Raw genomic sequence first — 25,827 nt, 5'->3', positions numbered from 1 at the left:
GACCACCCCTGAACCGAACAGGAGAGCCGCGTGACCGAGTTTCGCGAGATCCCGGATGGCCTTGAGTGGCGTGGGGGCCACCAGGTGGTACGGATCGAGCCGTGGGGCCAGGACAGTGTGCGGGTCCGGGTCGGCAAGACCGTCCTGCGCACCGATCTACCCGGCGCACTGGGCGAACGGCCCGATGCCGGCGCCGAGATCACGGTGGGCCCGGAGGGTGCCAGCCTGGTCAACGGCGGTATTCGCGTCGAGATCGATCTCAAAGGCCGCCTGCGATTCCTGCGTACCGACACCGGCGAGGAGCTGCTCGCCGAGGAACCGATCCACTTCTGGTGGCCGGGCCCGCGACTGTTCGCAGGCAACGGCAACGGATACCACCGCATCGAGCAGAACTTCCGTGCCTACGCGGGGGAGCGGCTCTTCGGTCTCGGCCAGCATCAACACGGTCTGTTGGATCAGAAGGGCGCGGTCGTCGAGCTGATCCAACGCAACTCCGAGGTCACCATCCCGTTCGTGCTGTCGAGCCGAGGTTACGGGTTGTTGTGGAACAACCCGGCCGTGGGTCGCGTCGAACTCGGCGTCACCGGCACCCGGTGGGTGGCCGACTCCGCGCGGCAGATCGACTACTGGATCACCTCGGGTTCGGGGCCCGCCGATGTGCTGCGCAACTATGCGGAGGCCACCGGCAAGGCGCCGATGCTGCCGGACTGGGCCACCGGCTTCTGGCAGAGCAAACTGCGTTACCGCAGCCAGGAGGAACTGCTGACGGTGGCCAGGGAGTACCACACCCGTGGCCTGCCGCTGTCGGTGATCGTCTGCGACTTCTTCCACTGGACGCACCTCGGCGAATGGCGGTTCGACCCGCAGGAGTGGCCCGACCCGGCCGAGGCGGTCCGCGAACTGACCGAACTCGGCGTCAAACTCATGGTCTCCATCTGGCCGTCGGTGAGCCCCTTGGCGGAGAACTACCCGGAGATGCTCGACAAGGGCCTGTTCATCGACACCGACCAGGGCCCGCCGGTGCATGCCGATTGGCCGGACAAGGGCGTGGAATCGCCCGTCGGCATCGGGGTGTCCTTCTACGACTCCACGAACCCCGAGGCCCGCGAATACGTCTGGAACCGGGTGCGGGAGAACTACTACCGGCACGGGATCAAGGTCTGGTGGTTGGACGCCTGCGAACCGGAGATCAAACCGGGCACCCCCGGCAATCTACGACTGCACGCGGGACCCGGGCTCGAGGTGCTCAACAGCTATCCGACCGAGAACGCCAGGGCCTTCTACGAGGGCATGCGCGGCGAGGGCGAGACCGAGATCGTCTCGCTGTGCCGGTCGGCGTGGGCAGGCAGCCAACGGTACGGCGCCGCCCTGTGGTCGGGTGACATCGCGGCGACCTTCGAGTCCCTCGGCGAGCAGATCCGCGCCGGGCTCAACGTGGCGGTGAGCGGCATCCCGTGGTGGACCACCGACATCGGCGGCTTCCACGGCGGCGACCCCGACACGGAGTACTTCCGGGAGCTGGTGGTCCGCTGGTTCCAATACGGCGTCTTCTGCCCGTTGTTCCGCCTGCACGGCGATCGGGCGCCGCGGATGGGACTCGGCCCGAAGATGAGCGGTGGTCCCAACGAGATCTGGAGCTTCGGCGACGAGGCCTACGAACTCATCAAGGGCTCGCTCGACCTGCGTGAGCGGCTGCGCCCGTATGTGAGCGAGCAGATGCGCGTCACCCACGAGACCGGACTGCCGCCGATGCGGCCGGTGTTCGTCGACTTCCCCGACGATCCCGAGACCTGGTCGGTGGACGACCAGTTCCTCTTCGGCCCCGATGTGCTGGTGGCACCGGTCTATGCGCTCGGCGAGCGCGCCAGGTCGGTCTATCTCCCGGCGGGCCAGACCTGGACCGATGCCTGGACCGGCGAGACGCACGAAGGCGGTCGGACCATCACGGCCGACGCACCGCTGGACCGGATCCCCGTCTACCTGCGTGCGGACGCCCAGGTACCGATCAAGGCCTGACCCGGCGTCACCGGCGTCGAGCGGACCCGCTCCCGGCGCCCTCCCTGCCATTCGAGAGAGAGATGCCCGTGAGCATGTTCGGCGAAGCCAGGATCAACCGAAGAACCCTGTTATCGGCCCTCGGCGCCGGGGCCGCCGTCGCCGCAGCCAGCCCGCTGTTGAGCGGCTGTTCCTCCTCCGGCGGCGGTTCGACGTCCGGTGGATCGGTCACCAGCGAGGACCGGCTGGCCGGGCTGCTGCCCTCCTACACGCCGATCGAGTACGCCGCCCCCGACCTCCCCGGTGTGCACGGCTCGGTTCCCGGCTACACCAGCTATCCCGCCGAGCTGGTCCGGGCCGTCACCGAGACACCGGGGACCGGCGGCGAGGTCACCGCGATGACCCCGGCCTACTGGCCGTTGGCCCCCTCGGACAACGCCTACCACCGGGCGGTCAACGAGCGGTTGGGCGCCGAGGTGAACTTCAGCGTCGTCAACGGCAGCGACTACGCGGCCCGACTCAACGCCCAGCTCGCGGGTGGCGAGCTGCCCGAACTGACCGTGATCCCGGACTGGGATGTGCCTGCCCGCTTCGGCGAGGCGGTCGGCGGATCCTTCACCGATCTCACCGAGTACCTGCAGGGTGATGCGGTCGCGGCGTATCCCCGGTTGGCCAACATCCCCACCCGGGCGTGGGCGTACTGCGTGTGGAACGACGGGCTTCGCGCGGTGCCCACGCCGGCCGGGCTGTTCCCGCTGGCCCTCTACTACCGGCACGACCTGTTCCAGGAAGCGGGTTTCGTGCCGCCGCAGAGCGCCGACGACCTCTACCGCCTGTGCACCGACATCACCGACCCCGATGCCGGGCGTTGGGCTTGCGGGAACATCTTCCTGGAGGTCAAGCGGATGTTCAGCGTCCCGGCCGAATGGAGTCGGGACTCGGCGGGCAACCTCATCCACGAATCCGAGACCGAGGCCTTCACCGAGGCGGTCGAGTTCATGGCCCGGCTCTTCCGCGAGGGCCTGGTGCATCCCACCGTCGCGGGCAGCACCACCGGCCAGGAGAAGGAGCTGTTCGAGAGCGGTGCGCTGTGGCTGTTCAGCGACGGCCTCGGTGCGTGGCAGGAGGCTCTGGCACGGCAGCTGCCGTCCAATCCGGACTTCGACATGCGGCCCATTCCGGCGTTCTCCCACGACGGCAGCGACCCCGTCTACTACACGCAGGAGGCCGCGAACCTGATGACCTTCATCTCCTCCGACCTGCCGGGGGAACGGGTCGAGGAGCTGCTGCGCATCCTGGACTTCTGTGCCGCGCCGATCGGCTCGGAGGAGAACTACCTGATCAACTACGGGGTCGAGGGCCAGCACAGTGAGCGCGACGCGAACGGCGCCCCGGCGCTCACCGACCTCGGTTCGCGCGAGATCACCATCACCTACGGATTCCTGGCCAAGCCGCCCTACATCGTCGACCAGTCGCAGTACCCCGGCTACGTCGAGGCCATGCACGCCTGGGAGGCCGAGGTCGCCCCGTTCCAGGTGGACAAGCTCACCGACGGGTTGCGCATCGAGGAGCCGCCGCGCCTGACCGGGCTCGCTCAACAACTCGACGACCGGTTGCAGGATCTCCTGCGCGGTCGTACTTCGGTGGACGAACTGCCCTCGGTCGTCGACGGCTGGCGTCGGGACGGCGGTGACGAGCTCCGCGAGTTCTACGCCGAGTCGCTCGACGAGGCCGGACGCTGAGTCGGCTCCACGACGATGACCATCCACGCTGACGAACCTCGGGCCGAATCGGGGCAGGTGGTGGGACCGCGCGAACCGGTCCCGCCGCCGTCTCGGGCGGCACTGCGCCGCGCCGATCGACGTCGCCGATTCCGCCGTGACTGGCCGCTGCTGGTGATGGTGGCGCCGACCATCCTCGTGCTGGCCGCGTTCCACTACCTTCCGCTGCTGGGCAACGTGATCGCCTTCCAGGACTACTCGCCGTTCGTGGGCATCCTGGAGAGCCCGATCATCGGGCTGGCGAACTTCGAACGCCTCTTCGGTGACCCCGACTTCTGGCGTGCCACCGGAAACACGCTGGGGATCACCGCGTTCCAGCTGGTCTTCTACTTCCCGGTGCCGATCGTGTTGGCGCTGCTGATCAACAGTCTGCTCAGCGCCCGGCTGAAGTTGTTCATCCAGAGCGTGGTGTACCTACCGCACTTCTTCTCCTGGGTGCTGGTCATCACGCTGTTCCAGCAGATGCTCGGCGGCGCGGGCGTGGTGAACAACTTCCTGCGTCAGAACGACCTCGGCGCCTTCGACGTGATGACCAACCCGGACACCTTCATCCTGCTGGTCACCGCCGAGGGAATCTGGAAGGACGCAGGCTGGGGAATGATCATCTTCCTGGCCGCGCTGAGCACGGTCAACGCCGATCTCTACGAGGCGGCGGCGGTGGACGGAGCCAGCCGCTGGCGCAGGCTCTGGCACGTCACGCTGCCCGCGCTGGTGCCGGTGATCGTGCTGCTGCTGATCATGCGGCTGGGCGACGCACTGTCCGTCGGATTCGAGCAGTTCCTGCTGCAACGCGGCGCCGTCGGGGTGAACGCCTCGGAGGTTCTGGACACCTACGTCTACTACGAGGGTGTGGTCAACGGCGACTTCGCCTACGCGGGCGCCGCAGGCCTGTTCAAGGGGGTGGTCGGCCTGCTGTTGGTCCTCGGGGCGAACAAGGTCGCGCACCTGCTCGGTCAACCGGGGGTGTATTCGCGCTCATGACCACGATCGCCGAACGACCTCAGGCGCCTCGGCGCCGTCGACATCCGCTGCGGCCCGCCTGGGAGGAGGAACCGACGCCGCTCGGGCGGGCGGCCAAGGCAGTGGTGCTCGCGCTGGTGGTGCTGGCGGTGGCGTTCCCGCTGTACGTCGTCGTGCTGACCAGTCTCTCTCCCCAGGAGGCGATCACCAGGGCCGGCGGCCTGGTGACGGTCCCGGACGGATTCAGCCTCGCCGCCTACGAGGAGATCCTGTCCGGGGGAGTCGTGACCCGCTCGGTGCTGGTGAGTACCGGGCTCACCCTGTTCGGCACCCTGTTCAGCACCACGCTGACGGTGCTGGCCGCCTATGGCCTGTCGCGGCGGGGCTCCTTCGCGCACCGGCCCCTGTTGTTCGCGGTGCTGCTGACCTTCCTGTTCGGGCCGGGGTTGATCCCCACCTACCTGACGGTGCAGACCTTCGGGCTGCTGGACACCTACGCCTCACTGGTGCTGCCTACCGCGGTCGCCGCCTTCAACCTGGTCGTGATGCGTTCCTTCTTCATGAGCATCCCGCAGGAACTCACCGACAGCGCCCGCATCGACGGGGCGGGCGAGTTCCGCATCCTGACCTCGCTGGTGTTGCCGCTGTCCAAGGCGGTGACGGCGGTGATCGCCCTGTTCTACGGGGTCGGCTACTGGAATGCGTTCTTCAATGCCTTCCTCTACCTCAGCGACAACGACAAGTGGCCGCTGCAACTGGTGCTCCGCACCTACGCGCTGGAGGGCATTCCGATCCCGGGAGCGGGGCCGATCGACTCGGTGGCCGGCGGGCCGTTGCCGACCCTGGCGGTGAAGATGGCGGTCGTGGTGTTGGCCGTGCTGCCGGTCTTGTTCGTGTACCCCTTCGTGCAACGGCACTTCACCAAGGGCGTCATCGTCGGTGCGGTCAAGGGCTGAGGCGACCGACTCCACTGCAGTGGGAAGGACATCGTGGCGGGGATCTCGGACGTGACACGCGGCCGCATCGTGTTCGGCGGCGACTACAACCCGGAACAGTGGACTGCGCGGGTCTGGCGGCAGGACGTCGAGCTGATGCGCGAAGCCGGGGTCACGCTGGTGACGGTGGGCGTCTTCACCTGGGCGCGGCTGGAACCGACACCGGGCGCGCGGGATTTCGGCTGGCTCGACGAGGTCCTCGACCTGCTGCACGCGGGCGGGATCGCCGTGGACCTGGCCACGCCCACCGCCAGTCCGCCGCCCTGGCTGGGCCATCGCTATCCCGAGACCCTGCCGGTGGACGCCGACGGGCGACGGCTGCTGTACGGCTCCCGCAACCACTTCTGCCCGTCCTCGCCGATCTACCGCGAGCATGCCCTGTCGCTGGTGGCCGACCTCGCCGAGCGGTACGGCGACCATCCCGCGTTGGCGATGTGGCATGTGGACAACGAGCTGTGCGAGGTCTGCTACTGCGACGTCAGCGCCGCGCATTTCCGGCGTTGGCTGCGGCAGCGCTATGCCGACGACCTCGACGCGCTCAACGAGGCCTGGCACACGGTGTTCTGGAGCCAGCGCTATTCGGACTGGGCGGAGATCAGGCCGCCCCGGCGCGCGCCCTACCTGATCAATCCGGGACACCAGTTGGACTTCCGACGATTCGGTTCGGCCGCGCTGCTGGAGTGTTTCGAGGTGCAGCGCGACGTGCTGCGCGCCGCGACGCCGACGATGCCGATCACCAGTAACTTCCTTGGTCTGGACGCGCCGCTGGACTATCGGGCGCTCGCCCGGCGCGAGGACGTCGTCTCCCACGACTGGTACCCCGACCCGGCCGATCCGGCCGCCCACGAACTGGCCGGACTGGGTTTCGATCTGATGCGCACCATGGCGGGCGGCCCATGGTTCCTGATGGAGGGCGCGACCAGCGCGGTCAACTGGCGGCGGCGCAACGCCGCGAAACGCCCCGGTCAACTGCGTGCCGAGTCGTGGCATGCGGTGGCCAGGGGCGCCAGTGCGGTGTGCTTCTTCCAATGGCGGGCCTCCCGCGCCGGGGCGGAGAAGTACCACTCGGCGATGCTGCCGCATGCCGGGCCCGACACCCGGGTGTTCCGGGAGGTCTGCTCGCTGGGTGCCGAACTACGGCGGCTGGACGAATTGGCCGATGCCGGGATCGACTGCGCGGTGGCACTGGTACTGGACTGGGAGAGCTGGTGGGCGGTGCGACTGGACGCCCACCCCACGGCCGATATCGACGTGCTCGGCAGACTGCGCGCCTTCCACACCGCCTTGGCCCGGCAGGGCATCACGGTCGACGTGGTGGGTCCGGACGCCGACCTGTCCGGTTATCGGCTGGTGATAGCGCCGAATCTGTATTTGGTCACCGAGGGAGCGGCGGCGAACCTGACGGCCTTCGTCGAGCGCGGCGGCACGCTGGTCCTCGGCTCCTTCTCCGGCATCGTCGACGAACACGACCACATCGGCCTCGGTGGCTATCCAGCGCGGCTCCGGAAGGTGTTGGGCTTGCGAATCGAGGAGTTCGACCCGCTGGCCGAGGGGGAGACGGTGCGGTGTTCCTCGGAGTCGATCGGCGACTTCGAGGCCCGCGACTGGCTGGAGGACCTGCGGCCCGAGGGCGCGGAGGTGCTGGCCACCGTCGCCGACGGACACCGGGCGGGCAGGCCGGTAATGCTGCGCAACGGCTTCGGCGCGGGCGCAGCCTGGTATCTGGCCACCGAACCCGATCCGAGGGCACTCGCGGAACTGCTGCGCAAGGTGTGTGTGGACGCCGGGGTGGCCGGGGTGCTGCCGGAACTGCCCGTCGGAGTGACAGCGGTCCGCCGGGGGCGAGTGCTCTTCGTGATCAATAACCGTTCGGACGCCGTCTCGGTGCAGCTCGATGCGGCTGCCCGGGTGGATCTGCTGGGCGGACAGCCGCATTCCGGGCTCACCGAACTGGGGGCCTTCGCGGTCTTGGCGCTGATGGAGTAAGGCGACTGGGCTTCGGCAGCTCAGGACTGCTGATAGAGCTCGGCGATCGCCGGGAGGTCCTGCCATGCCGGGTCGGTGGGCTCGCCCGCGAGGTCGAGTTCCAGTGAATCCAGCATGACGTGCCAGCCTGTGGCGAAGTCGGCGGCGGGTTCGCGGACCAACTCGGAGTGCACCAGGGTCAGCTCGCTTCCCTCGGCGGTGCCCGTGACCGTCCATCGCACCGTCGACTCCGGCACGCCCTCCCACACCCAGGTATGGGTGAGCGCTCCCCGAGCCCCCGGCGGGGTGACCGCAAGGACCGCGCCGGTCGCCGTACCCTCCTCACCGAAGTCGAAGCACACCTCGCCGCCGACCTCGGTGTCGATGCGACAGCCCGGAAGCCAGCGGGCGAGCCGGTCCGGGTCGACGATCCACTGCCAGACCTGGGCAGGGGAGTACGGAAACTGTCGTTGCAGCTGGATGCGGAACACCCCGGCCTTGTCGACGCCGAGGGTGCCGCGTCGGGCAGCGTGGCGAGTGGTCATGGGTTGGGCTCTCCTGGAGTTCGGGGTTCGGTGGCCATGGCGGCTTCCAGCGAGTCGAGGGCCCGCGCCCACCGTTCTCGTTGGGCGTCCAGCCAGTTCTCGACCTCGTCGAGGGTGGTCGGATCGAGCGAGTAGAGCCGTTGCCTGCCCTGTGCCGTCACGGTCAGCACCCCGGCCTCGGTCAACACCCGGAGGTGTTGGGAGACAGCGGGTCGGCTGATCGAGAAATGGGCGGCGAGTTCACCCGCGTTGCGTGCTCGCTCGGCGACGAGTTCGACGATGCGTCGTCGATGGGGCTCGCCGAGCGCCTCGAATCGATCCACGCGGATATGTAAGCAAAGGCTTACACATTTGGCAAGCGGCGCTGGCCCGCCGGGGCACCGTCGATCGCACGCCGCTCAACGGAACTCGTGGACGACCTGGATCTCGCCGACGAGGTGGGCGTTGAACTCGTCGAGCTCCTCGGCGGGCACCCACAGTTCGAGGATGGTCGCCCCGCCCGCCTGCCGAACGGGGTAACGGCTGAGGAACTCGGTCTCCACCTCGAAACGCGTCACGAAACCCGCGCCGTCGTGCTTGACGTTCCAATCTCGAGCGATGCGGATCGCATAGTCCTCGTTGAGCACCGGATAGAAGATCGGCTGTTCGGGGAGCCTGGGCGGCCAGGCGCGGAAGCGTGCCTCGCGAAGCAGTTCCAGCTCGATCGGTCCGGTCGGGCGCCAGAGGGTTGTGGTTCGTACGGCTGACATGGTCGTCCCCTCTCGGATGCTGCGAGGCGGTCGGCGGAAACCTACCGGCGTTTCCGCGTCGAGCCGACTGATTTCGGCCCGGAGTCGCGAGGGCTCATGGGTGAAGTTCCGGCCTGGAACGACGTTTTCGCTGGTCATACCGGTTCGAGAAGGCTCGATCATCAGTTTGCTCAGCTGTGCTAACTTTGACTCATGCAAGCAAAGTCTGGCTCAGGTGAGCTGACTGTGACGGAGCGGGCGCGGCGGGCACAGATCGTGGCGGCCGCGATCGAGACGATCGCCGACGTCGGTTATCCGAAAGCCTCTTATCGGCAGATAGCCGCACGGGCGGGGCTGAGTAGCTCCGGCCTGATCTCCTATCACTTCCAGAACAGAAGTGAGCTGATCACCGAGGTCGTGCGCGATGTGCTCGGGCGATTCGCCGCCTTCGTCGTCGAGCGGGTGGACGCGCACACCACCGTTCCAGCGCAGCTGCGGGCTTTCATCGGCGCCCAACTCGACTTCCTGCGCCTGCACCGGGCCGACATGTTGACCCTGCTCGGCATCCAGGGCGAGGCCGAGATCGCCGCGAGCGAGGCCACCGCCTACGCCAGGTTGGTCGAGAGCGATCACGCCGCGCTGGCCGAGCTGCTGCGGGAGGGCATCCGACTCGGCGATTTCCGGGAGTTCGATCCCGAGGCGATGGCGCTCTTCGTCTTCGCCTTGCGAGACGGCGTGCTGAGCCGACTCCGCGATGCCGCGCCCGCCGAACTCGACACCGTACGAGAGGAACTCACCACCATGATCGACAACGCGACCAGGAGCCAACGGTGAAGCGCTCGCGCGCGGTGGTGGGCATGGCCCTGGCCATCGGCCTGCTGACGACCGCCTGCGCCACCGCCCAACCAGCCCAGCGACCTCGGGAGTCCGCGATGAGCGATGACGTCGTCGCCACCGACAACGGAGAGGTGCGTGGCGTGGTCGCTGCGGATCACCGCAGCTTCCAGGGGATTCCCTACGCCGCACCGCCCACCGGCGAACTCCGCTGGGCCGCTCCGCAGCCGGCCGAATCGTGGACGGATGTTCGCGAGGCCACCGAGCCCGGTTCGCCCTGCCCCCAGGTCGGCGCCTCCTATGCCGACATCAACAGCACCGACGAGGACTGCCTGTTCCTCAACGTGACCACTCCCGCAGCCGATGCCGATGCCGAGCCCAAGCCGGTGATGGTGTGGTTGCACGGCGACGGCGCCGTGGGATCGGGCGACCTGTTCGAGGCGCGGCGGCTCGCCGCCCAGGGTGACGTCGTCGTCGTCACGGTGAACTACCGGCTCGGCACCTTCGGCGGCTTCGGGCTGCCGGGCTTGGAGGGGTCGGGAACCTTCGGGATGCTCGATCAGCGGGCTGCCCTGGAATGGGTACAGCGCAACGCCGCGGCCTTCGGTGGCGACCCGGACAACGTCACCCTCTTCGGGGTGTCCTACGGCGCCACCGCGACGACCGCGCATCTGATATCCCCCGGCTCGCAGGGGCTGTTCCATCGCGCGATCCTGCAGAGCGCCTTCCCACTGATGGACGCGCCCGCAGGTGCACTCTTCCCGGGCGTCCCGGCGCTGGAATCCTTCGGGTGGACGCCCACCGAGCAGACGCAGGCCGTCGGAAGCATGGTGGCCGAGGAACTCGGTTGCCCGGACCCGGAATCGGCGCTGGCGTGTCTACGCGAACTGCCCGTCGAGACCCTGCTGGAACACCCGCAGGCGACGAACCTGTTCCAGGCCATGACCTACGGCAACGAGGTGCTGCCCGGACTCCCGGCGGATCTTCTTGCGGCAGGCGAGTTCGCGGACGTCCCGGTGCTCTCCGGGTCGACCAAGGACGAACACCGCACCTTCGTCGGCACCTTCCGCGACCTCATCGGTCAACCGGTAACCGCCGAGGAGTACCCGACCCTGCTGGCCGAGGCCTTCGGTGAGCACGCCGCAGCCGTCGAGGCCGAATACCCGTTGGCGGACTACGACACCCCGAGCCTGGCCTGGGCGGCGGTGCTGACCGACCGGATGTGGGCCATGTCGACGCTGCGCCACAACCGGATGTTCGCCGAAGCGGTGCCGACCTACGCCTTCGAGTTCGCCGACACCGAGGCCCCCACCGAGATCCCGTTCCCCGAGGACTTCCCGCCGGGAGCCTTCCACAGCGCGGAGACCAGCTACCTGTTCCGGAGCGAGGAGTTCGAGGCGCAGCTCGACGAATCGCAACTGGCCCTGTCCGACCAGATGATCCGGTACTGGACCAACTTCGCCCGCACCGGTGACCCCAACGGTGCGGACCTGCCGACCTGGGAGCCCTTCGGCACCGAGGACCACGTTCTGTCGCTGGCCCCGGGCCCGGACGGGATCGCCCCGGTGGACTTCGCGGCCGAGCACCGGCTCGAATTCTGGTCCACCATCGCCTGATCCCAACCGGACCACACGGTGGCGGGCGGCTCGGTCGATGCCGAGCCGCCCGCTCGTGTTCGGTCGGGGAATAGCGTGCACCGCATGAGCGAGTTCGAAGCGGTGCGGGCAAGGCAGGCGGCGTTCGTGGCCGCCCGTGGTTGGCAGGAGTTCCACACACCGAAGAACCTGGCGATGGCCTTGAGCGGCGAGGCGGGCGAGCTGGCCTCGGAACTGCAGTGGTCGGCACCGGAGGAGATCCCCGCCGCGCTGGCCGAGGGGCCGTTGCGCGACAGGTTGGCGGACGAAGCGGCCGATGTTCTGCTCTACCTGCTCCAATTCGCCAATTCCTGCGGGATCGACCTACTCGCGGAGGCCAACGCCAAGATCGATCGCAACGAGCGTCGGTTTCCCGTCGAGTTGCAGAACGGTTCGATCACCCGGATCGACCCCTGACGCGGAATCCGTCGGCCGCCCGAGCTGCGGGCCGACGGCTTCTCAGCGGCCGGTCAACGGCGAAAACGACGGATCGCGATCGTGGCCACGGCACCGAGCACCGCGGCACCCATCAGCAGCGAGCGCTTCGACCGACGTCGCGGGCCGGGCTGCGGTCCCAGCGTCGACGTGGCGTCGGCCCGGGAAGCATCGTGTGCGGGCGTGGCCGGCGAATCGATCGCCGATTCATCGGGGACGTCTCGATGCGTTGTCGCGGTCTCCGAGAGATCCCGCTCCACCGAATCCCAGACGGCACGTCGAATCGCCGCAGTGGCATCGTCCGGAGCCCGGTCGTCCGTGCGATCCTCGGCGGTCTCCGCAACCTCGGCGGCAGCCGGGGAGCCCGACGGAGCGGCTTCCCCGGCGTCCAGATCGCCGTCCTGGACGTCCTGGACGTCTTGGACCCGGCCGGGCATCGGCCGCTGGAGCGGGACTCCGGTCGCGGATCGGTTCCCTGCCGCGTTCCAGCCATGGTCGTCGTCATCGTCGACATCCGACTCATCGGCCGCATCCGATCCGACGGGCTCGTCGGGCATCGTGGGCGAGTCGGGGTGGTCCTGGGTCGAAGCCGATTGATGCCCAGGCTGCTCCGGAGCAGCGGGCGCGGACTCGGTTTCCGAGGCCGTCGGTGCGGCCGCCGCAGGCGCGGAGCTCTGCGCCTCGGTCGGCGTGCCCGCCTGGGCGGAATCGGCGGGTTCATCGGCTGCGGGCTGCTCGGCGGGAACCTCGACGACGTCCGCGACGATCACCGTCACGTTGTCCGGTCCGCCGCCCGCGAGCGCGGCCTCGACGAGCTTGTCGGCGCAGGCCTCGTGGTCGCCCCCTCGCAACGCGATGGTCAGCGCCGCATGGTTGAGGACGTCGGTGAGTCCGTCCGAGCACAGCAGGTAGCGGTCGCCTGCGCGAACCTCCCGGATCTCGGTCGTCGCCTCGACGGCCTTCTCACCGGTCAACGCCCGAAGCACCAGCGAACGCTTGGGATGCACCTCCGCCTCGGCGACGGTGATACGTCCCGCGTCGACGAGCGACTGCACGAAGGTGTCGTCGTGGGTGATCTGGTGAAGCTGGTCATCGCGCAGCAGATACGCGCGGGAGTCACCGACGTTGAGCAGACCCACCCTGTCGTCGGCGAACAGCAGCGCCGTCAGGGTCGTCCCCATGCCCGCGAGTTCGGGATCCTCCTCGACGGTCGCGGCGATGGCGCTGTTCCCGTCGACGGTCGCGTCCTGGAGCATCCGCGTCAGGTCGCCGCCTAGGTCGGCGTCGTCGAGCGGTGTCACCGCGGTGATGACCAGCCTGCTGGCGATCTCGCCCCCGACATGGCCGCCCATCCCGTCGGCCACGGCGAGTAGTCGAGGTCCCGCATACACCGAGTCCTCGTTATTCGACCGGACCAGTCCTCGGTCACTGCGAGCCGTGAAGCGCAGAGCGAGGGTCATGAGGCAGCTCCTTCACCCGTCCAACCTCTGTGAGGAGACGTCCGATCGTTTCGCGCCAAGGGTCGTCACCACCGCCGACCTCTGCAGGTTAACGCAGAGCCGGGACAGGACCGGCGGTCACCGCCGTCAGTCAAGTGTGCGCGAGGTCGCCGTGACTCCTGACGCTGTGTGAGGCCGGGTACCGCTGCCGATCGATCTTCGTCCGACGACCACTGGCCGCCCGTGCCGAGGCACCGGGCGGCCAGTGGTGACTATGCGTGGCAGAAAAGGCGGGTCAGGCGGTGCTGGAACGCGCCTGCTTGACAGCGCGAGAGTGCTTTCCGTGGCCGGGCAGCCAGCAGAATGCGATCGCCAGCAATGCGGTCCACACCGAGATCATGCTCAAGGTTTCCAACATGGCAGGCGGATAGTCCTCGGTAATCAACATATGCGGGAAGACGGCGAACGGGATGACGATGGTGATGAGAATCCTGGCCCACAGCGCCGAATTGAGCGCGAGTAGCCCGAAAACCAGGAGTAATGTCGAGAGGAAGATCGCCATCGAGGCGCGGGCACTCATGGTGTCCTGCCGTTCGGCGACCATCGTGTCCCAGAACTCGGGCCCCATCATCTCCTGTAATTCGGTGGAAGACATTCCCCGGGAGATCTCCCGGCCCTCCGGGGATTCGTCGATCGCCGCGATGAGGTTCTCCTCGGCCATGGTCGCACCGCCGCTGTAGACCAGTACCGAGCCGATCGCCGAGGTCAACACGGCGACGAGCACGAGGATGAGCAGCCCGATCACGACGGGCGGCTTACGGGGCGGCGTCGAGGGCACGGCGAGCTGTTCGTCGCTGGGCGGAGCGTTCCGGGGTTGGTTCATGGGGGTTGGATCTCTCTCTGGGTTGTGGAGGAGCGTCGTGCAGGGCAGGCAGCACTGCGACCGCTGTCGAAGTCCGGGCACGCCGCCGTAGCCGAGATGGGTTCTCGGGTAGTCCTCTGGCGCAGGGCGGGATGCACTATTCGATGTCCCGCGTCGCAGGCGCGGAATTCCGGATGGCGGTTATCCCGCGTTGTGATTCGGACCTGTTACGTCTGGTTTGTGTTCGGATTCCTTCCTGGGGTCCGCCGGTCGGTGCGGCTGGCCGGGCATCAGCGATGCCGCCGCCCGTTTTGTTCGGGAGCGGGAGATCGAGTGTCGATCACGGCCGATGAAGCGGGACAGATGTTACCCAGAGATCAACGAATCGACGTCGAATCCGGGACCTGATCTAAAGAAAACTTGTCATCGATTGGAGATTAGTTTGCTGCACTATCGTCTACGCTCGCGACCGAATGACCGCGACCGCAAGAAGGAAGAATGTCCGAGTTCAATCCATTGAGGTTCCCCTCGGCGAGTGGCAGGAGTCGGCTTCTGCAGTCCCCGCCGCCGTTACTCGACACCACGTTGGATCAGCTTCGAACCCTGCTTGCGGTGCGCGAGGTGGGCACCGCCCTCGGCGCCGCGCGGATGCTGGGGCGTGAGCAGTCCAGCGTTCAGAAGCAGCTGGACACGATGAACCGCAACTTCAGCGTGCTCTGCGGCGAACCGCTGGTGCTCAAACAGGGCCGAGGCAAGGACATGCTGTTCACCGGGACCGGTGAGTCCCTGGTCGAGATGGCGCGGCGCACGCTGGCGGGCTGGCTCGACGAGATCGACGAATGTCGACGCAGTCTCGGCGGCATCCTGACGGTGGCCACCACCCGATTCACCCTGCGATACCTCGCCGACGCGGGCCGCTTCGTCGCGGCGGAGTTCGAGAGCCGGGGCATCGAGCTGAAGGTGGTGCACGTCCGCTCCGGCGATCTGTTCGGCAGGCTGCGGGCCAAACAGGTCGACCTCGTCTGTGGCAGCCTGGTCACCAGGACCGACGACGTCGACGAGCTGGCCGACCTCGATGTGATGGCCTGGCGGCGCAGCGGTCTGTCGCTGGTCACCAACCTGCCGCCGGAGATCCTGCCCGACGAGCCGATCCGGACCAGTGACCTGCCGATGCTGCCGCTGGTGGTGCCCAGCTACGGCTTGATCACCGACTTCCTCCGGGGCTGGTTCGGTCCCGAATACCTGCTCCGCCTGGAGATCGCCGCCGAGATCGACACCGTGCACTACGGTTTCGAGCTGCTTCGTTCGCAGCTGACCCGGGGTTGCATGCTGGTCACCCAGGGGATCGGCGAGGCCGCCGCGCAGGGCAGGCTGCCGGAGGGCGACAATTTGCGGACCATCGAGCTCGTCGACGACGTGGCACCCGGCCTGCAGGTGCTGGCCGGACTGTTCGCCCGCCGGGACGAGCGAGCCGCCTATCCCGACGACCATCCGCTGAATCTGATGTGGTCCGCGTTCGCCCGCCAGGACATCCAGTACAAGCGCAGGCGTACCGACACCGACACCGGCTCCGAGGACGCGGGTTGAACACGGACCAAGATCGAAGCACTGCCCGTGGCGCGGCAACCCGGATACCGTCGTCGACATGACTGCACTCGGGGATACCCCGCGTCGAATCGTGGTCGTCGGATCGTCGGTGGCCGGGTTGACCGTCGTCGACACCGTGCGCCGCAACGGCTTCGACGGGGCGGTGACGCTGATCGGCGACGAGGTCCACCTTCCCTACGACCGACCGCCGTTATCGAAACAGGTTCTCGCGGGCGACTGGGACCCGGAACGGGTTCGGTTGCGCTCCGAATCGGAGCTGCACGACCTCGACGTCGACCTCCGCCTCGGCATCGCCGCGATTGGTCTCGACCTGGCGCGACGTCGGGTGACACTGGCCGATGGCGGCGTGGCCGACTACGACCGGCTCGTCGTCGCCACCGGGGTCGCCCCGCGTCGACTTCCCGACACCCACGGCGTTCGAGGGGTGCACACCGTGCGCACGGTCGACGACGTCATCGCGCTGCGCACCGAGATGCGCCCGGATGCTCGGCTGGTGGTGGTGGGCGCGGGCTTCCTCGGCACCGAGGTCGCCGCCTCGGCCCGTCGGCTGGGCGCGCAGGTATGCCTGGTGGACCCGGCACCGACTCCGTTGGCGGCCGTGGTGGGCGCCGAGGTCGGTGGTTTCGTGGCGCAGCTGCACCGGGAGCGCGGGGTGGATCTGCGGACCGGGCCTGCCGCCGCGGTGCGCTCGCTGCAGGTGGTCGATGGCGCGGTGGCCGGGGTCGAACTCGCCGAGGGCGACATCGTGCCCGCCGACGCCGTGGTCGTGGCCATCGGTTCGCGGCCATCGGTCGACTGGTTGGCGGGCAGCGGCCTGCACTGCGAGGACGGCGTGCACTGCGATCCCACCTGTTCGGCGGGCTCGGGGGTATACGCCGCCGGCGACGTCGCACGCTGGTTCAACCCGCGCTACGACGTCGAGATGCGCATCGAGCACCGCACCAATGCCGCCGAACAGGCCAGACACGTCGCCAACGCGATGTTCGCCGCCGAACCGGTCCCGTTCGCCCCTATTCCCTACTTCTGGTCCGACCAGTTCGACGTCAAGATCCAGTCGCACGGCCTGCTGCGCGACCACGACGAGGTGCGGTTGGTCTCCGGCTCGTTCGAACAGCGACGCTTCATCGCGCTCTACCGGAAGGGCAGCCGGGTGGCCGGGGTGCTCGGTGTCGGCGACTTCCGGGGGCTGCGGCGGTGGCGGACCGCTCTGGACACCGGTGTCGAATGGGCCGACGCCATGGCCGAGGTCTAGCAGCGCGGACGTCGTCGAGAAAATCGGTGTCGTCTGAGCAAAGCAGCGGGGTAGGGTGTGCGCGTGGTCCTCATGCATTCCTTCTGCAGGCTTCGCGCCGCCTGACCTTCGCCGGTACCGAGGCGCGCCGTCGCTCGGCGCGCTCGACACCGAGCCGTAGGTAGGCCGCCGGCCGAGCCATACCCGCACGGCCGCTCCAGCTCGCCCTCACCCGGCGCTGGATGCTCGATGGCCGTTCCACCCATCGTGGTAGTCGGCTTCGTCGGCGAGCCCGCCTGCGATCAGCAGCTCTTGCTCATATTTCGCTGCATCGGGGCGTCCACGCATGCCCCGGGGGAAGACAGGTCCATCTCATGGCACAGCTCTCCAACCAGGCCGCCGGTCACTCGGCAGACCGCACCAGGCGGATCGACGGCGCGCCGACCTATGTGTTCGTCCACGGGTCCGGTTCCAACTCCTTCATGTGGGCGTCGATCCAACGTGAACTGGCGCTGCTCGGTCACCGCAGTCACGCCGTCGATCTCCCGGGACACGGGCTCGACGCGGAGTACTCGGCGTCCTACCAGGCACCCCAGGATCTCCAGGCCTGGGCGAACGAACCGTCGAAGCTGGCCGAGGTCACCCTCGTCGACAACGTCGAGGCGGTGCTCGACGTCGTGCGCACCGTGGGGGCACACGGCCCGGTCGTGCTCGTCGGTGCCAGCCTCGGTGGCCTGACCATCAGCGGCGTCGCCGATCGTGCACCGGAAGCGGTGGCTCGACTGGTCTACATCTCCGCGTGGAGCTGCGTGCGGTTGCGCAATCCACTCGAGTACATGGCGGAACCGGAGTTCGGCGAGAACCTGCTGGCTCCGCTGGCGGCCCTCAACGTCGGGGATCCCGCGCGGCTCGGGGTGGGGCGGGCCAATTACCGCACGGCCGACCCGACCCTGCTGCCTGCGCTCAAGGCTGCCGTGATGGCCGATGCCACCGATGCGCAGTTCCTGACCTTCCTCAACATCCTGCAACCGGACGAGTCGCTGCAGGTGATGGCGGGAGACGCCACGGTGCACGCCGAGACCTGGGGCACCGTGGCGCGCAGCTACGTCCGGCTGCTGCAGGACCGGTCGTTGCCGGTGGCCATGCAGGACCGGCTGATCGCGGAGGCCGACGCGCTGACCCCGGACAATCGTTACGACGTGCACACCGTGGACAGCTCGCACGCGGGTTTCGTCTATCGAGCGCGGGAGATGGCGGCACTGCTCGCCGGGCTGCCCGCCTGATCGGATAACTCGAAGTTCCACCGCACCGCTGTCGGGCGGGATCACCAGGTAGACCAGGATTGCTCTTGGCGATACGGATCCCGCCCGGCAGCGGGCTACGGCTGGGTTCTGCGCCGTGGTAATCCGTTCCAACGGCGCCTCGGAGGCCAGGATGACGACGAAACCGGTAGGGGCGGTGACCCGCCGCGCGGTGCTCGGTGCGGCCGCGCTGTTCTCGCTCGCGGGCTGTGGGGGCGACGAGCTGATCGGTGCCGTGACATCCTCGAGCCCGGGAGACCCGCCGGGCGAGCCCGACCCTTCGACTCCGAGCAGCGCCCCCGCTCCGACCGAGGTGAGCAGGCGGCACGATCGGCTCCTCGAACTCGAGCGGGAGTTCGATGCGCGGCTCGGTGTCTATGCCATCGCGGTCGGCACCGGCAACACGGTCTCCCACCGCGCGGACGAGCGCTTCGCCTTCTGCTCCGCGTTCAAGGGATTGGCCGCCGCAGCCGTGCTGCACCGGCATCCGATGTCCTATCTCGACACGGTCGTCACCTATACCGAGGCCGATCTCATGGCCAGCTCCGCCATCACCGAGCAGCACGTGGCCACCGGGATGACGATCGGCGCGCTGTGCGACGCCGCAGTCCGATTCAGCGACGGAACGGCGGGCAACCTCTTACTCCGCGACATCGGCGGACCGGCCGAACTGACGGCCTATACCCGCAGCCTCGGTGACACGGTGACTCGGATGGATCGCTACGAACCGACGATCGTCGAGGCCACCCCGGGCGATCCTCGCGACACGACCTCACCGCGTGCCATCGGCACCGACTATCACGACATCGTGCTCGGCGCCGCCCTGCCCGCCGAGAAGCGGGACTTCCTGCGCGACCTGTTGGAGCGCAACGCCACCCTGGCAGGCGAGCAGCGGATCCGGGCCGGGCTCCCCGCAGGCTGGACGGTGGCCGACAAGACGGGGACCGGCGATTACGGCACCGCCAACGACATCGGCATCGTCTGGCCGCCGGATGCCGAACCGATCGCCATCGCCATCATGTCCAGCAAGGACGAACGCGATGCCCGGTACGACAATGCGCTCTTGGCGGCGGCCACCGAATACGTGGTGGACATGCTCGCCTGATCGAGCAGCATCCGACCCCCGCCGGACCGGTAGCCGCCGAAGTTCGGTGGGGGCACCCGGATGCCGGTGGCGACGGCCGTGAATGACTCGATGGCGATCGCCGGACCGCCAAGGGAATCAACATGGATCCGGTGCTATCGCATGAATTGCTTCACCCTTTGGTGACAGATCATGGTGTTACTCTGGTCGGCGCGTTACGTCGGCGTGCCGCCTCCGTCGTCGATCTTGAAGCGGGAGCGGAATGTCGCGTTAACCTGGGCGGAATATTGTAATGGTGAAGGTTCATCAAGCGGGGAGCGTCATGACGGTGATCATTCATCTTGTAGAGAACCTGAAGAGGACGAACGCGGCCAGATGGGGGTGCTGCCGCCGGCCGATCGGGCCCGGTAGGAAGTGCGGCGCCGCGATCGGAGAGCGATGTATTTCCAGCTGTTAGGCGAAGTTCGATTCTGGCGGCAGGGCCGAGTATGCGAAATCGGTCCACAACAACGTCGCCTCCTGCTCGCAGTCCTGCTGTTGAACGCCAATGAGTCGGTCCATCGGGAACGACTGTTCGAGTTGCTGTGGGGCGATCCGCTACCCCGATCGGCGACCGGCTCATTGCATGCCCATGTGTCGCGACTCCGGTCGGCGCTGGGCATCGCGGGCGGCAAGGCGATGGCCGAGGGGATGAGCCTGCGGACCGTCGGCCCCGGCTACCTGATGTCGATGGAACCGGAATGCATCGACGCACACCGCTTCGAGGCACTGGTAGGACAGGCCAAGGCGGCGTCTGCGCCGGACGCGGCGCGGCTCTACGGGCAGGCGCTCGACCTCTGGCACGGGGAGCCGCTGTCCGACATCACCAACGAGCGGGCCCGCCTCGAATTGTGCGTTCCCCTGGAGGAACGGCGCCTCGATATCCTCACCGCGCAGATCGATCTCGAAATCGGACTGGGTCATTGGCTGGAGTTGGTAGCCAAGCTGACCGAACTACTGACCAGGTTTCCCGGCAGGCCGAGATTCGCCGCGCAGTTGATGATCTTGCTGCACCGGGCGGGTCGCACCGCGGACGCACTCGAGGTATTCCGGCGACTTCGCGAATCCATGGACCGGGATTTCGGTTTGGAGCCTCCTGACCGATTGGCCTGGTTGGAGACCTCGATATTGCGCAACGATCCGGTGTTGCAACAGAACGACTTCGTGATCGGCGGCGACTACTGGCGGGTGACCAGCAGATCAGGGCACCGTTCATAGCCGGGCAAGACGGAGACAAGGGCGACACAAGCGAGAGTATTTAGCCTGATATCGCATCCCGGAGTGATGTGGTCTGGCGAATCTCGCGGGATGTCGAGTGTATCGATCCTGTCTGGAGGAGATCATCATGAATGGTGAGTCCGTGGTGGCGTACGAACCCCCCGCACTGGAAGAGGTCGGTGTCTTCGACGAGGTGACGCTCGGCCGCCCGGGCTGGGGCTTCGAAGCCGACTGGACCTGCGTCATGTTGTGCTGATTCGGGCGAATAAGCACCGAATGACCGCGTGAGTACGGCCGTGCCGATGTGTGTCCCCGCGCCTCGGTGCGGCCGTGCCGGGTAACCACCGAAGTCCGCAGGTCCGCGCGGCTGGGCCGACTCGTGCCCATCGACAGGGCGACGATCGACCGAGTCTCAGAACACGGCGCTTCCTCGACGTGGAACGGAGTCACCGTGGTCACCAACGATGTCGCCACCGAGATCGAGACCGATCGGGACAGCTCGGACGTCCAGCCCGAACGGGGCACCGATCTCGACGGCCCAGAGCCGCAGGACGCGGCCGACGATGTGCGGTTTCGGCTGCTGATGGCCGGATTCCCGACCGGGGTCACGGTGATCAGCACCCTCGGTCGCGGCCAGGCTCCGATGGGCATGACCTGTTCCGCGCTGTGCAGCGTGAGCCTGGGCCCGCCGACGCTGTTGGCCTGTCTGCGCGCGGGTAGTCCGACTCTGGCGGCGATCCGACGCCGCCGGGTCTTCGCGGTGAACCTGCTGCATGAGGCGGCGCAACCCGTCGCTGAGCTGTTCGGCTCCGGAGCACCCGACCGTTTCGATCGGGTGCGTTGGCGGATCGAGCCTTCCTGGGGAGTCCCGGTGTTGTTCGACGACGTGCACGCCGTGGCGCGATGCCGGGTCGTCGACAGCAAACTCGTCGGCGATCACCGGGTGGTCTTCGGCGAGGTCACCCACATCCGGCACTACGCGGAGATCCGCAGTCCGCTGATGTACGGGCGGCGGCGGTACGCGGGCTGGCCCGCAGGCTGAAACCGATCGAAGGCGCTGCCATCGCGGTCATCGATCCCCGAGAACGGGAGCAGAAGTGGAGTTTGTGATCCTGCCGGACTGTCCACAGGGCACCTCCGTCGCGGAATCGATCGGCGGAGCCGGAACAACGGTGGTCGAGCACCCGTCGGGCAGGCCGTGGATCGTCGGACGCTGGTCGCCGGGCGAGATCGTCGCGGCCTCGGCGGGCAGGCACCGAATCGTGGCCCTGGGAATCGCCGCGACTACGGCCGAGGACCTCGCCGCCCGGCTGGGACGGATCCGCGACCTCGGCGAACTGGATCGCATCCGCAGCGCGCTGCCAGGCAGTTATCACCTGGTCGCCTCGATGAACGGCCGGGTCGGGGCGCTGGGCACTCTGTCGACGGCACGGCAGATCTTCCACACCAGGATCGCGGGTGTGGTGGTGGCCGCCGACCGGCCGCAGAGCCTCGCGGCGCTGTCCGGGGCCTGCCTCAACGAGGAATTCCTCGCCCTGCAGCTGATCTCGCCCTATGCACCCTGGCCGCTGAGCGACTACAACCCATGGCGCCGGGTCGAAGCGCTGTCCGCAGGGCACCGACTCGAGCTGGATCGGGACGGCTCCGGCCGAGAGGTGCGCTGGTGGCGACCCCCGGCTCCCGAGGTGCCGCTCACCGAGGGCGCCGAGCGGGTGCGCGCCGCCTTGCACGACGCGGTTGCCGCCCGCGTCGCGACCGAACGGCCGTTGAGCACCGATCTCTCCGGCGGAATGGACTCCACCAGCCTCGCCTTCCTCGCCGCCGGACAGGTCGATCGATTCGTCACCACCCGTTGGCAGGCGACGAATGTGGACGACGAGGACCAGAACTGGGCCCAGCGCGCCGCCGCCTCGATTCCCAACGCCGCGCACATCGTGCTCGAACGCCAGGGCATCCCGATGAACTTCGCGGGCCTGCTGGCCGGCGATCCCGACATCGAGGCGCCCTTCGCCTGGATCCGGACCCGCGAACGCCTCGCGTTCCAGGCCGGGCGGCTGGCCGAACTCGGCTCCACGATGCACCTGACCGGGCACGGCGGCGACGAGCTGTTCTTCCCTACTCCACTGCAGCTGCACGCCCTGCTGCGCAGCCAACCATGGACAGCCATCAAATACCTGCGCGGATTCCGCTCGATCTATCGGTGGGCCCTGCCCGACACCCTGCGTGGGATCGCGGCCGACCAGAGCTTCCCCGGCTGGCTCGCCGGTTCCGCAGCGACCCTGACCGACTCGGTCCGGGGGGTCAATCGGACGCCGAACTTCGGGTGGTGGGGCCAGTTCCGCACCCCGCCGTGGGTGACTCGGACAGGCGTCGACTCGGTCCGGGAGCTACTGGCCGATGCCGCCGCGAAGACCCCCGAGCCGCTGAGCCCGATTCGCGCGCAACACGCCACCATCCAGGACATCCGCAAGTGCGGCGAGTCGATTCGCCGGGTCGGCAGGCTCACCGCGCGGCACGGCGTCGACTGGCAGGCGCCCTTCGTCGACGACCAGGTGGTCGAGGCGGCGCTATCGATCCGCTTCGCCGATTCCGCCTCGCCGCACCGGTACAAGCCGGTGCTGGTGGAGTCGATGCGGGGCACGGTGCCCACCGAGGTACTGGGGCGCGGCACCAAATCCGAGTACAGCGCCGATGTGTACGCCGGGCTGCGGTCCTGCCGAGGAGAACTGGCCGAACTCTGCGACGACATGCTCCTGGCCCAGCGCGGCCTCGTCGACGCCGACCGGTTCCGCACGACGCTACTTGGTCAACACACCTCGTCCGCAGGGTTGAGTCTGGTGGTCGCGACCTTGGCCTGCGAGGTGTGGCTGCGGTCGGTGGCCGCGTTCGCGCCCACCGCTGTCCTGACAGGAGGAGCACGATGACCTTCACTCTCGCGCCGGACGTGTCGCTGACCGACGTCGGCGACTCGATGGTGCTGCTGGACGAGAAAGGCGGCCGCTACTGGCAGCTCAACGCGACCGGGGCGATGGTGTTGCGTCGACTGTTGGCGGGCGCCCAGGTCGCCGAGATCGTCGAGACGTTGAGCGAGCGGCATCCCGCCGCCGCGGATCGAGTGGCATCGGATGTCGAAGCCATCATCGAGGCGTTGCGTGCTGCGAAGGTGGTCACCCGATGACGATGCCGGTGATGCTCGAACCATCGGTCGACGTCGGCATGCGACGTCGAGCAGCCGCCCGGGTCGCTGTGGCGGCGTCCTGGCTGTTGATCCGCCTCTCACCCCGCAGGCTCCGACGGGTCCTCGAAGTGTTGCGACGTGGTGCCCGACCCGCCAGCGCCCGGCAGATCACGATGGCCAGGAATGCGGTGGTGGCGGTGAGCGTGCGCTGTGCGGGCCAGGGCTGTCTGCAACGGTCGGTCGCCACGGTGCTGCTGGCCCGGCTCGGCGGTCGTTGGGCGGACTGGTGCACCGGTGTCTGCATCGAGCCGTTCCGCGCCCATGCCTGGGTCGAGGTCGACGGCGTTCCGATCGGTGAACGCGACGACGTCGCAGGCTATCGGACCATGCTGGCCGTGCGTTGTCGCTGATCAGGGCGGCGGTCATCCGCGAGGAGAGGACACCGGATCCATGACGAGTTACGTGCTGCTGGCGGATCGATTCCTGATCGCCGTCGTCTTCGGCGTCGCATTCATCGGCAAGATCGCGGGTGCGACGGCCTTCCGGCAGTTCGCGGCGACGGTGCGGCAGCTGACGAGATTCCCCGAACCCGTGGTGACGGGCATCGCCGCGTTCATCGTCCTCGGCGAGGCGGCGACGGTGGCCCTGCTGGTGTTGCCTGGCACCACCGGTTGGGGGTTCACCCTGGCGATCGGGCTGCTGGTGTTGTTCATCGGCGTGGTGGCCAGGGCCATTCAGGCGGGTGTGCTGGTCGAGTGCCGCTGCTTCGGCCGTGGCTCGGTGATGACCAGCGCGATGATCCTGCGCAATCTGTTGATCATTGCTGTCGCCGTGATCGGACTCGTCTTGAGCCCGGGTGAACCGATCGGGGACCTCGGCTACGCCGCGGTGGCGGCGCTCGTCGGTCTGGCGGGTGCGGCGTTCTTCATTCGCTATTACGACGCGCTGGTACGCGTGGTGCTCGGTCGGCTGGCTCCGCAGGTCGAGGCGTGACCGGCGCCCCGCGAACCGGCTCGCCGGACCTGATGATCGAGGCCATCGGCCTCGGGAAGCGGTTCGGCGAGGTGGCCGCACTGACCGATGTCGATGTGGCGGTGCCGAGAGGGACGGTGCTCGGTCTGCTCGGGCACAACGGCGCGGGCAAGACGACGCTGGTCAACATCGTCGGAACCCTGGCCCGGCCGAGTTCGGGAACGGTCCGGGTCGCCGGGTACGACGTGGTGCGGCAGGCCTCGCAGGTGCGTAGCCGGATCGGGCTGACCGGCCAGTTCGCCGCGCTCGACGAACGCATCACGGGCCGGGACAACCTGGTACTGGTCGGCAGACTGCTCGGTGCGTCGCGCCGCGATGCGCGGCGGCGGGCCGACGAACTCCTGGAGTTGTTCGGGCTCACCGCCGTGGCCCACCGGCTGGCCAAGACCTACTCGGGCGGGATGCGGCGCAGGCTCGATCTCGCGATCGGTCTGGTCGGCCACCCGGAGGTCATCATTCTCGACGAGCCGACGACTGGAATGGACCCGACGAGCAGGCTGGACCTCTGGCAGACCGTGCGGGAGATGGTGCGGCAGGGCAGCACCGCCCTGCTCACCACCCAGCACCTGGAGGAAGCCGACCGGCTGGCCGACTCGATCACGCTGCTCTCCGGCGGCCGCGTCGTCCTGTCCGGAACCCCGACGGAACTCAAGGCCCGGGTGGGCAGGCGGGCCGTCACCGTGCGGCTCGCCCGCGACGAGGTGTCCTCGGCCGTACCGGCGCTGCGCCGGGCAGGGCTGCAACCGGTGCGGTCCGATAGTCGGGACACCGAGTTGACCATCGCGGTCGGACAGTCCCGGGAGATCACCTCGGTGGTCCGTGCGCTGGACGAGGTGGGCATCGAGGCGGCCGAGCTCGGGATCACCGAGCCGGGCCTGGACGAGGTCTATCTCTTCGTCATGGACAACGCCGTTGCCGATGCCCGCTAGCGGGTCGGCTCGGACCGACACGGTCGGCGCGACG

25 protein-coding genes are annotated in these 25,827 nt (G+C 68.1%); 20 read left to right on the top strand and 5 right to left on the bottom strand.

What is annotated here, in order from left to right; translation table 11 throughout:
• Positions 1-30: 30 nt before the first annotated feature.
• The 5 genes from BKA25_RS19625 to BKA25_RS28470 all read left to right on the top strand — a co-directional run bounded on the left by BKA25_RS19625 (position 31) and on the right by BKA25_RS28470 (position 7,717).
• On the top strand, positions 31-2,016 hold the full coding sequence (locus BKA25_RS19625) for a glycoside hydrolase family 31 protein (RefSeq protein WP_069847669.1): 1,986 nt from the start codon (positions 31-33) through the stop codon (positions 2,014-2,016).
• Between the two features lie 74 nt (positions 2,017-2,090).
• The gene (locus tag BKA25_RS19620) at positions 2,091-3,737 is read left to right on the top strand and encodes an extracellular solute-binding protein (protein ID WP_069853395.1); all 1,647 of its coding nucleotides are present in this window, start codon (positions 2,091-2,093) and stop codon (positions 3,735-3,737) included.
• A gap of 15 nt (positions 3,738-3,752) precedes the next feature.
• Positions 3,753-4,757, top strand: a complete 1,005-nt coding sequence (locus tag BKA25_RS19615) for an ABC transporter permease (RefSeq protein ID WP_069847671.1) — start codon at positions 3,753-3,755, stop codon at positions 4,755-4,757.
• Complete coding sequence (locus tag BKA25_RS19610; protein ID WP_069847672.1) at positions 4,754-5,692, top strand: carbohydrate ABC transporter permease; 939 nt, start codon at positions 4,754-4,756, stop codon at positions 5,690-5,692. Before BKA25_RS19615 ends, BKA25_RS19610 begins: the two co-directional genes overlap by 4 nt.
• A gap of 51 nt (positions 5,693-5,743) precedes the next feature.
• Entirely contained in the window at positions 5,744-7,717 is a 1,974-nt protein-coding gene (locus BKA25_RS28470) for a beta-galactosidase (protein ID WP_236750544.1), read from the top strand.
• A 20-nt stretch (positions 7,718-7,737) separates the two neighbouring features.
• Here BKA25_RS28470 and BKA25_RS19600 read toward each other — a convergent pair whose 3' ends face one another.
• The 3 genes from BKA25_RS19600 to BKA25_RS19590 all read right to left on the bottom strand — a co-directional run bounded on the left by BKA25_RS19600 (position 7,738) and on the right by BKA25_RS19590 (position 8,990).
• Positions 7,738-8,241: an SRPBCC domain-containing protein gene (locus BKA25_RS19600; RefSeq protein WP_069847678.1), complete on the bottom strand. Its 504-nt coding sequence runs from the start codon at positions 8,239-8,241 to the stop codon at positions 7,738-7,740.
• Positions 8,238-8,564, bottom strand: a complete 327-nt coding sequence (locus tag BKA25_RS19595; RefSeq protein WP_069847680.1) for an ArsR/SmtB family transcription factor — start codon at positions 8,562-8,564, stop codon at positions 8,238-8,240. The genes BKA25_RS19600 and BKA25_RS19595 overlap by 4 nt, the downstream gene beginning before the upstream one ends.
• A 75-nt stretch (positions 8,565-8,639) precedes the next feature.
• Positions 8,640-8,990: a hypothetical protein gene (locus tag BKA25_RS19590; RefSeq protein ID WP_069847681.1), complete on the bottom strand. Its 351-nt coding sequence runs from the start codon at positions 8,988-8,990 to the stop codon at positions 8,640-8,642.
• A gap of 225 nt (positions 8,991-9,215) precedes the next feature.
• Here BKA25_RS19590 and BKA25_RS19585 point away from each other — a divergent pair, with 225 nt between their 5' ends.
• The 3 genes from BKA25_RS19585 to BKA25_RS19575 all read left to right on the top strand — a co-directional run bounded on the left by BKA25_RS19585 (position 9,216) and on the right by BKA25_RS19575 (position 11,854).
• Entirely contained in the window at positions 9,216-9,803 is a 588-nt protein-coding gene (locus BKA25_RS19585; RefSeq protein ID WP_172803748.1) for a TetR/AcrR family transcriptional regulator, read from the top strand.
• A complete protein-coding gene (locus BKA25_RS19580; protein WP_311734495.1) occupies positions 9,800-11,419 on the top strand; it encodes a carboxylesterase/lipase family protein in 1,620 nt (539 codons plus the stop codon). The genes BKA25_RS19585 and BKA25_RS19580 overlap by 4 nt, the downstream gene beginning before the upstream one ends.
• A gap of 84 nt (positions 11,420-11,503) precedes the next feature.
• Positions 11,504-11,854, top strand: a complete 351-nt coding sequence (locus BKA25_RS19575) for a nucleotide pyrophosphohydrolase (protein WP_069847685.1) — start codon at positions 11,504-11,506, stop codon at positions 11,852-11,854.
• A 53-nt stretch (positions 11,855-11,907) separates the two neighbouring features.
• Here the strand turns inward: BKA25_RS19575 and BKA25_RS28465 are convergent, their stop codons facing one another.
• Both BKA25_RS28465 and BKA25_RS19565 read right to left on the bottom strand, forming a co-directional pair.
• Positions 11,908-13,332 carry a PP2C family protein-serine/threonine phosphatase gene (locus BKA25_RS28465; RefSeq protein WP_084642693.1) on the bottom strand — a complete coding sequence of 475 codons (1,425 nt, stop codon included), beginning with the start codon at positions 13,330-13,332 and terminating at the stop codon, positions 11,908-11,910.
• Between the two features lie 274 nt (positions 13,333-13,606).
• Positions 13,607-14,194 carry a hypothetical protein gene (locus tag BKA25_RS19565; protein WP_084642695.1) on the bottom strand — a complete coding sequence of 196 codons (588 nt, stop codon included), beginning with the start codon at positions 14,192-14,194 and terminating at the stop codon, positions 13,607-13,609.
• A 477-nt stretch (positions 14,195-14,671) separates the two neighbouring features.
• Between BKA25_RS19565 and BKA25_RS19560 the strand changes: the two genes are divergently transcribed.
• The 12 genes from BKA25_RS19560 (at position 14,672) to BKA25_RS19505 (ending at position 25,793) form a co-directional block, all read left to right on the top strand.
• Positions 14,672-15,760 carry a LysR family transcriptional regulator gene (locus BKA25_RS19560; RefSeq protein ID WP_069847691.1) on the top strand — a complete coding sequence of 363 codons (1,089 nt, stop codon included), beginning with the start codon at positions 14,672-14,674 and terminating at the stop codon, positions 15,758-15,760.
• A gap of 58 nt (positions 15,761-15,818) precedes the next feature.
• Positions 15,819-17,033 carry an NAD(P)/FAD-dependent oxidoreductase gene (locus BKA25_RS19555; RefSeq protein ID WP_069847693.1) on the top strand — a complete coding sequence of 405 codons (1,215 nt, stop codon included), beginning with the start codon at positions 15,819-15,821 and terminating at the stop codon, positions 17,031-17,033.
• A 353-nt stretch (positions 17,034-17,386) separates the two neighbouring features.
• Complete coding sequence (locus tag BKA25_RS19550; RefSeq protein WP_084642697.1) at positions 17,387-18,295, top strand: alpha/beta fold hydrolase; 909 nt, start codon at positions 17,387-17,389, stop codon at positions 18,293-18,295.
• A gap of 151 nt (positions 18,296-18,446) precedes the next feature.
• Positions 18,447-19,418 carry a class A beta-lactamase gene (bla, locus tag BKA25_RS19545; protein WP_069847694.1) on the top strand — a complete coding sequence of 324 codons (972 nt, stop codon included), beginning with the start codon at positions 18,447-18,449 and terminating at the stop codon, positions 19,416-19,418.
• 417 nt (positions 19,419-19,835) lie between these two features.
• The gene (locus BKA25_RS19540) at positions 19,836-20,654 is read left to right on the top strand and encodes an AfsR/SARP family transcriptional regulator (protein ID WP_069847696.1); all 819 of its coding nucleotides are present in this window, start codon (positions 19,836-19,838) and stop codon (positions 20,652-20,654) included.
• A 127-nt stretch (positions 20,655-20,781) separates the two neighbouring features.
• A complete protein-coding gene (locus BKA25_RS19535; protein ID WP_157420991.1) occupies positions 20,782-20,910 on the top strand; it encodes a lasso RiPP family leader peptide-containing protein in 129 nt (42 codons plus the stop codon).
• A 195-nt stretch (positions 20,911-21,105) separates the two neighbouring features.
• Positions 21,106-21,696, top strand: coding sequence for a flavin reductase family protein (locus BKA25_RS19530; RefSeq protein WP_236750546.1), 591 nt, complete (start codon positions 21,106-21,108; stop codon positions 21,694-21,696).
• Between the two features lie 55 nt (positions 21,697-21,751).
• The gene (locus BKA25_RS19525) at positions 21,752-23,578 is read left to right on the top strand and encodes an asparagine synthase-related protein (protein WP_069847698.1); all 1,827 of its coding nucleotides are present in this window, start codon (positions 21,752-21,754) and stop codon (positions 23,576-23,578) included.
• A complete protein-coding gene (locus BKA25_RS19520; protein WP_069847700.1) occupies positions 23,575-23,832 on the top strand; it encodes a lasso peptide biosynthesis PqqD family chaperone in 258 nt (85 codons plus the stop codon). The genes BKA25_RS19525 and BKA25_RS19520 overlap by 4 nt, the downstream gene beginning before the upstream one ends.
• Positions 23,829-24,242 carry a lasso peptide biosynthesis B2 protein gene (locus BKA25_RS19515; RefSeq protein WP_069847702.1) on the top strand — a complete coding sequence of 138 codons (414 nt, stop codon included), beginning with the start codon at positions 23,829-23,831 and terminating at the stop codon, positions 24,240-24,242. Before BKA25_RS19520 ends, BKA25_RS19515 begins: the two co-directional genes overlap by 4 nt.
• A 40-nt stretch (positions 24,243-24,282) precedes the next feature.
• The gene (locus tag BKA25_RS19510) at positions 24,283-24,825 is read left to right on the top strand and encodes a MauE/DoxX family redox-associated membrane protein (protein WP_069847704.1); all 543 of its coding nucleotides are present in this window, start codon (positions 24,283-24,285) and stop codon (positions 24,823-24,825) included.
• A 32-nt stretch (positions 24,826-24,857) separates the two neighbouring features.
• Positions 24,858-25,793, top strand: a complete 936-nt coding sequence (locus BKA25_RS19505; RefSeq protein WP_084643594.1) for an ATP-binding cassette domain-containing protein — start codon at positions 24,858-24,860, stop codon at positions 25,791-25,793.
• Positions 25,794-25,827 lie beyond the last annotated feature (34 nt).

This window comes from Actinoalloteichus hymeniacidonis (genome assembly GCF_014203365.1).
Taxonomy (GTDB): domain Bacteria; phylum Actinomycetota; class Actinomycetes; order Mycobacteriales; family Pseudonocardiaceae; genus Actinoalloteichus_A; species Actinoalloteichus_A hymeniacidonis.
Note: the sequence above shows the minus strand (reverse complement) of the source record. Positions and strands in the feature narration are given on the sequence as shown.

What these genes read in the sequence shown, in the direction of transcription:
- BKA25_RS19620 (WP_069853395.1), top strand. Translation starts at nt 2,091, where the DNA reads ATGTTCGGCGAAGCCAGGATCAACCGAAGAACCCTGTTATCGGCCCTC.
- BKA25_RS19615 (WP_069847671.1), top strand. Translation starts at nt 3,753, where the DNA reads ATGACCATCCACGCTGACGAACCTCGGGCCGAATCGGGGCAGGTGGTG.
- BKA25_RS19610 (WP_069847672.1), top strand. Translation starts at nt 4,754, where the DNA reads ATGACCACGATCGCCGAACGACCTCAGGCGCCTCGGCGCCGTCGACAT.
- BKA25_RS19600 (WP_069847678.1), bottom strand. Translation starts at nt 8,241, where the DNA reads ATGACCACTCGCCACGCTGCCCGACGCGGCACCCTCGGCGTCGACAAG.
- BKA25_RS19590 (WP_069847681.1), bottom strand. Translation starts at nt 8,990, where the DNA reads ATGTCAGCCGTACGAACCACAACCCTCTGGCGCCCGACCGGACCGATC.
- BKA25_RS19575 (WP_069847685.1), top strand. Translation starts at nt 11,504, where the DNA reads ATGAGCGAGTTCGAAGCGGTGCGGGCAAGGCAGGCGGCGTTCGTGGCC.
- BKA25_RS28465 (WP_084642693.1), bottom strand. Translation starts at nt 13,332, where the DNA reads ATGACCCTCGCTCTGCGCTTCACGGCTCGCAGTGACCGAGGACTGGTC.
- BKA25_RS19565 (WP_084642695.1), bottom strand. Translation starts at nt 14,194, where the DNA reads ATGAACCAACCCCGGAACGCTCCGCCCAGCGACGAACAGCTCGCCGTG.
- BKA25_RS19560 (WP_069847691.1), top strand. Translation starts at nt 14,672, where the DNA reads ATGTCCGAGTTCAATCCATTGAGGTTCCCCTCGGCGAGTGGCAGGAGT.
- BKA25_RS19555 (WP_069847693.1), top strand. Translation starts at nt 15,819, where the DNA reads ATGACTGCACTCGGGGATACCCCGCGTCGAATCGTGGTCGTCGGATCG.
- BKA25_RS19550 (WP_084642697.1), top strand. Translation starts at nt 17,387, where the DNA reads ATGGCACAGCTCTCCAACCAGGCCGCCGGTCACTCGGCAGACCGCACC.
- bla (WP_069847694.1), top strand. Translation starts at nt 18,447, where the DNA reads ATGACGACGAAACCGGTAGGGGCGGTGACCCGCCGCGCGGTGCTCGGT.
- BKA25_RS19540 (WP_069847696.1), top strand. Translation starts at nt 19,836, where the DNA reads ATGTATTTCCAGCTGTTAGGCGAAGTTCGATTCTGGCGGCAGGGCCGA.
- BKA25_RS19535 (WP_157420991.1), top strand. Translation starts at nt 20,782, where the DNA reads ATGAATGGTGAGTCCGTGGTGGCGTACGAACCCCCCGCACTGGAAGAG.
- BKA25_RS19520 (WP_069847700.1), top strand. Translation starts at nt 23,575, where the DNA reads ATGACCTTCACTCTCGCGCCGGACGTGTCGCTGACCGACGTCGGCGAC.
- BKA25_RS19515 (WP_069847702.1), top strand. Translation starts at nt 23,829, where the DNA reads ATGACGATGCCGGTGATGCTCGAACCATCGGTCGACGTCGGCATGCGA.
- BKA25_RS19510 (WP_069847704.1), top strand. Translation starts at nt 24,283, where the DNA reads ATGACGAGTTACGTGCTGCTGGCGGATCGATTCCTGATCGCCGTCGTC.
- BKA25_RS19505 (WP_084643594.1), top strand. Translation starts at nt 24,858, where the DNA reads ATGATCGAGGCCATCGGCCTCGGGAAGCGGTTCGGCGAGGTGGCCGCA.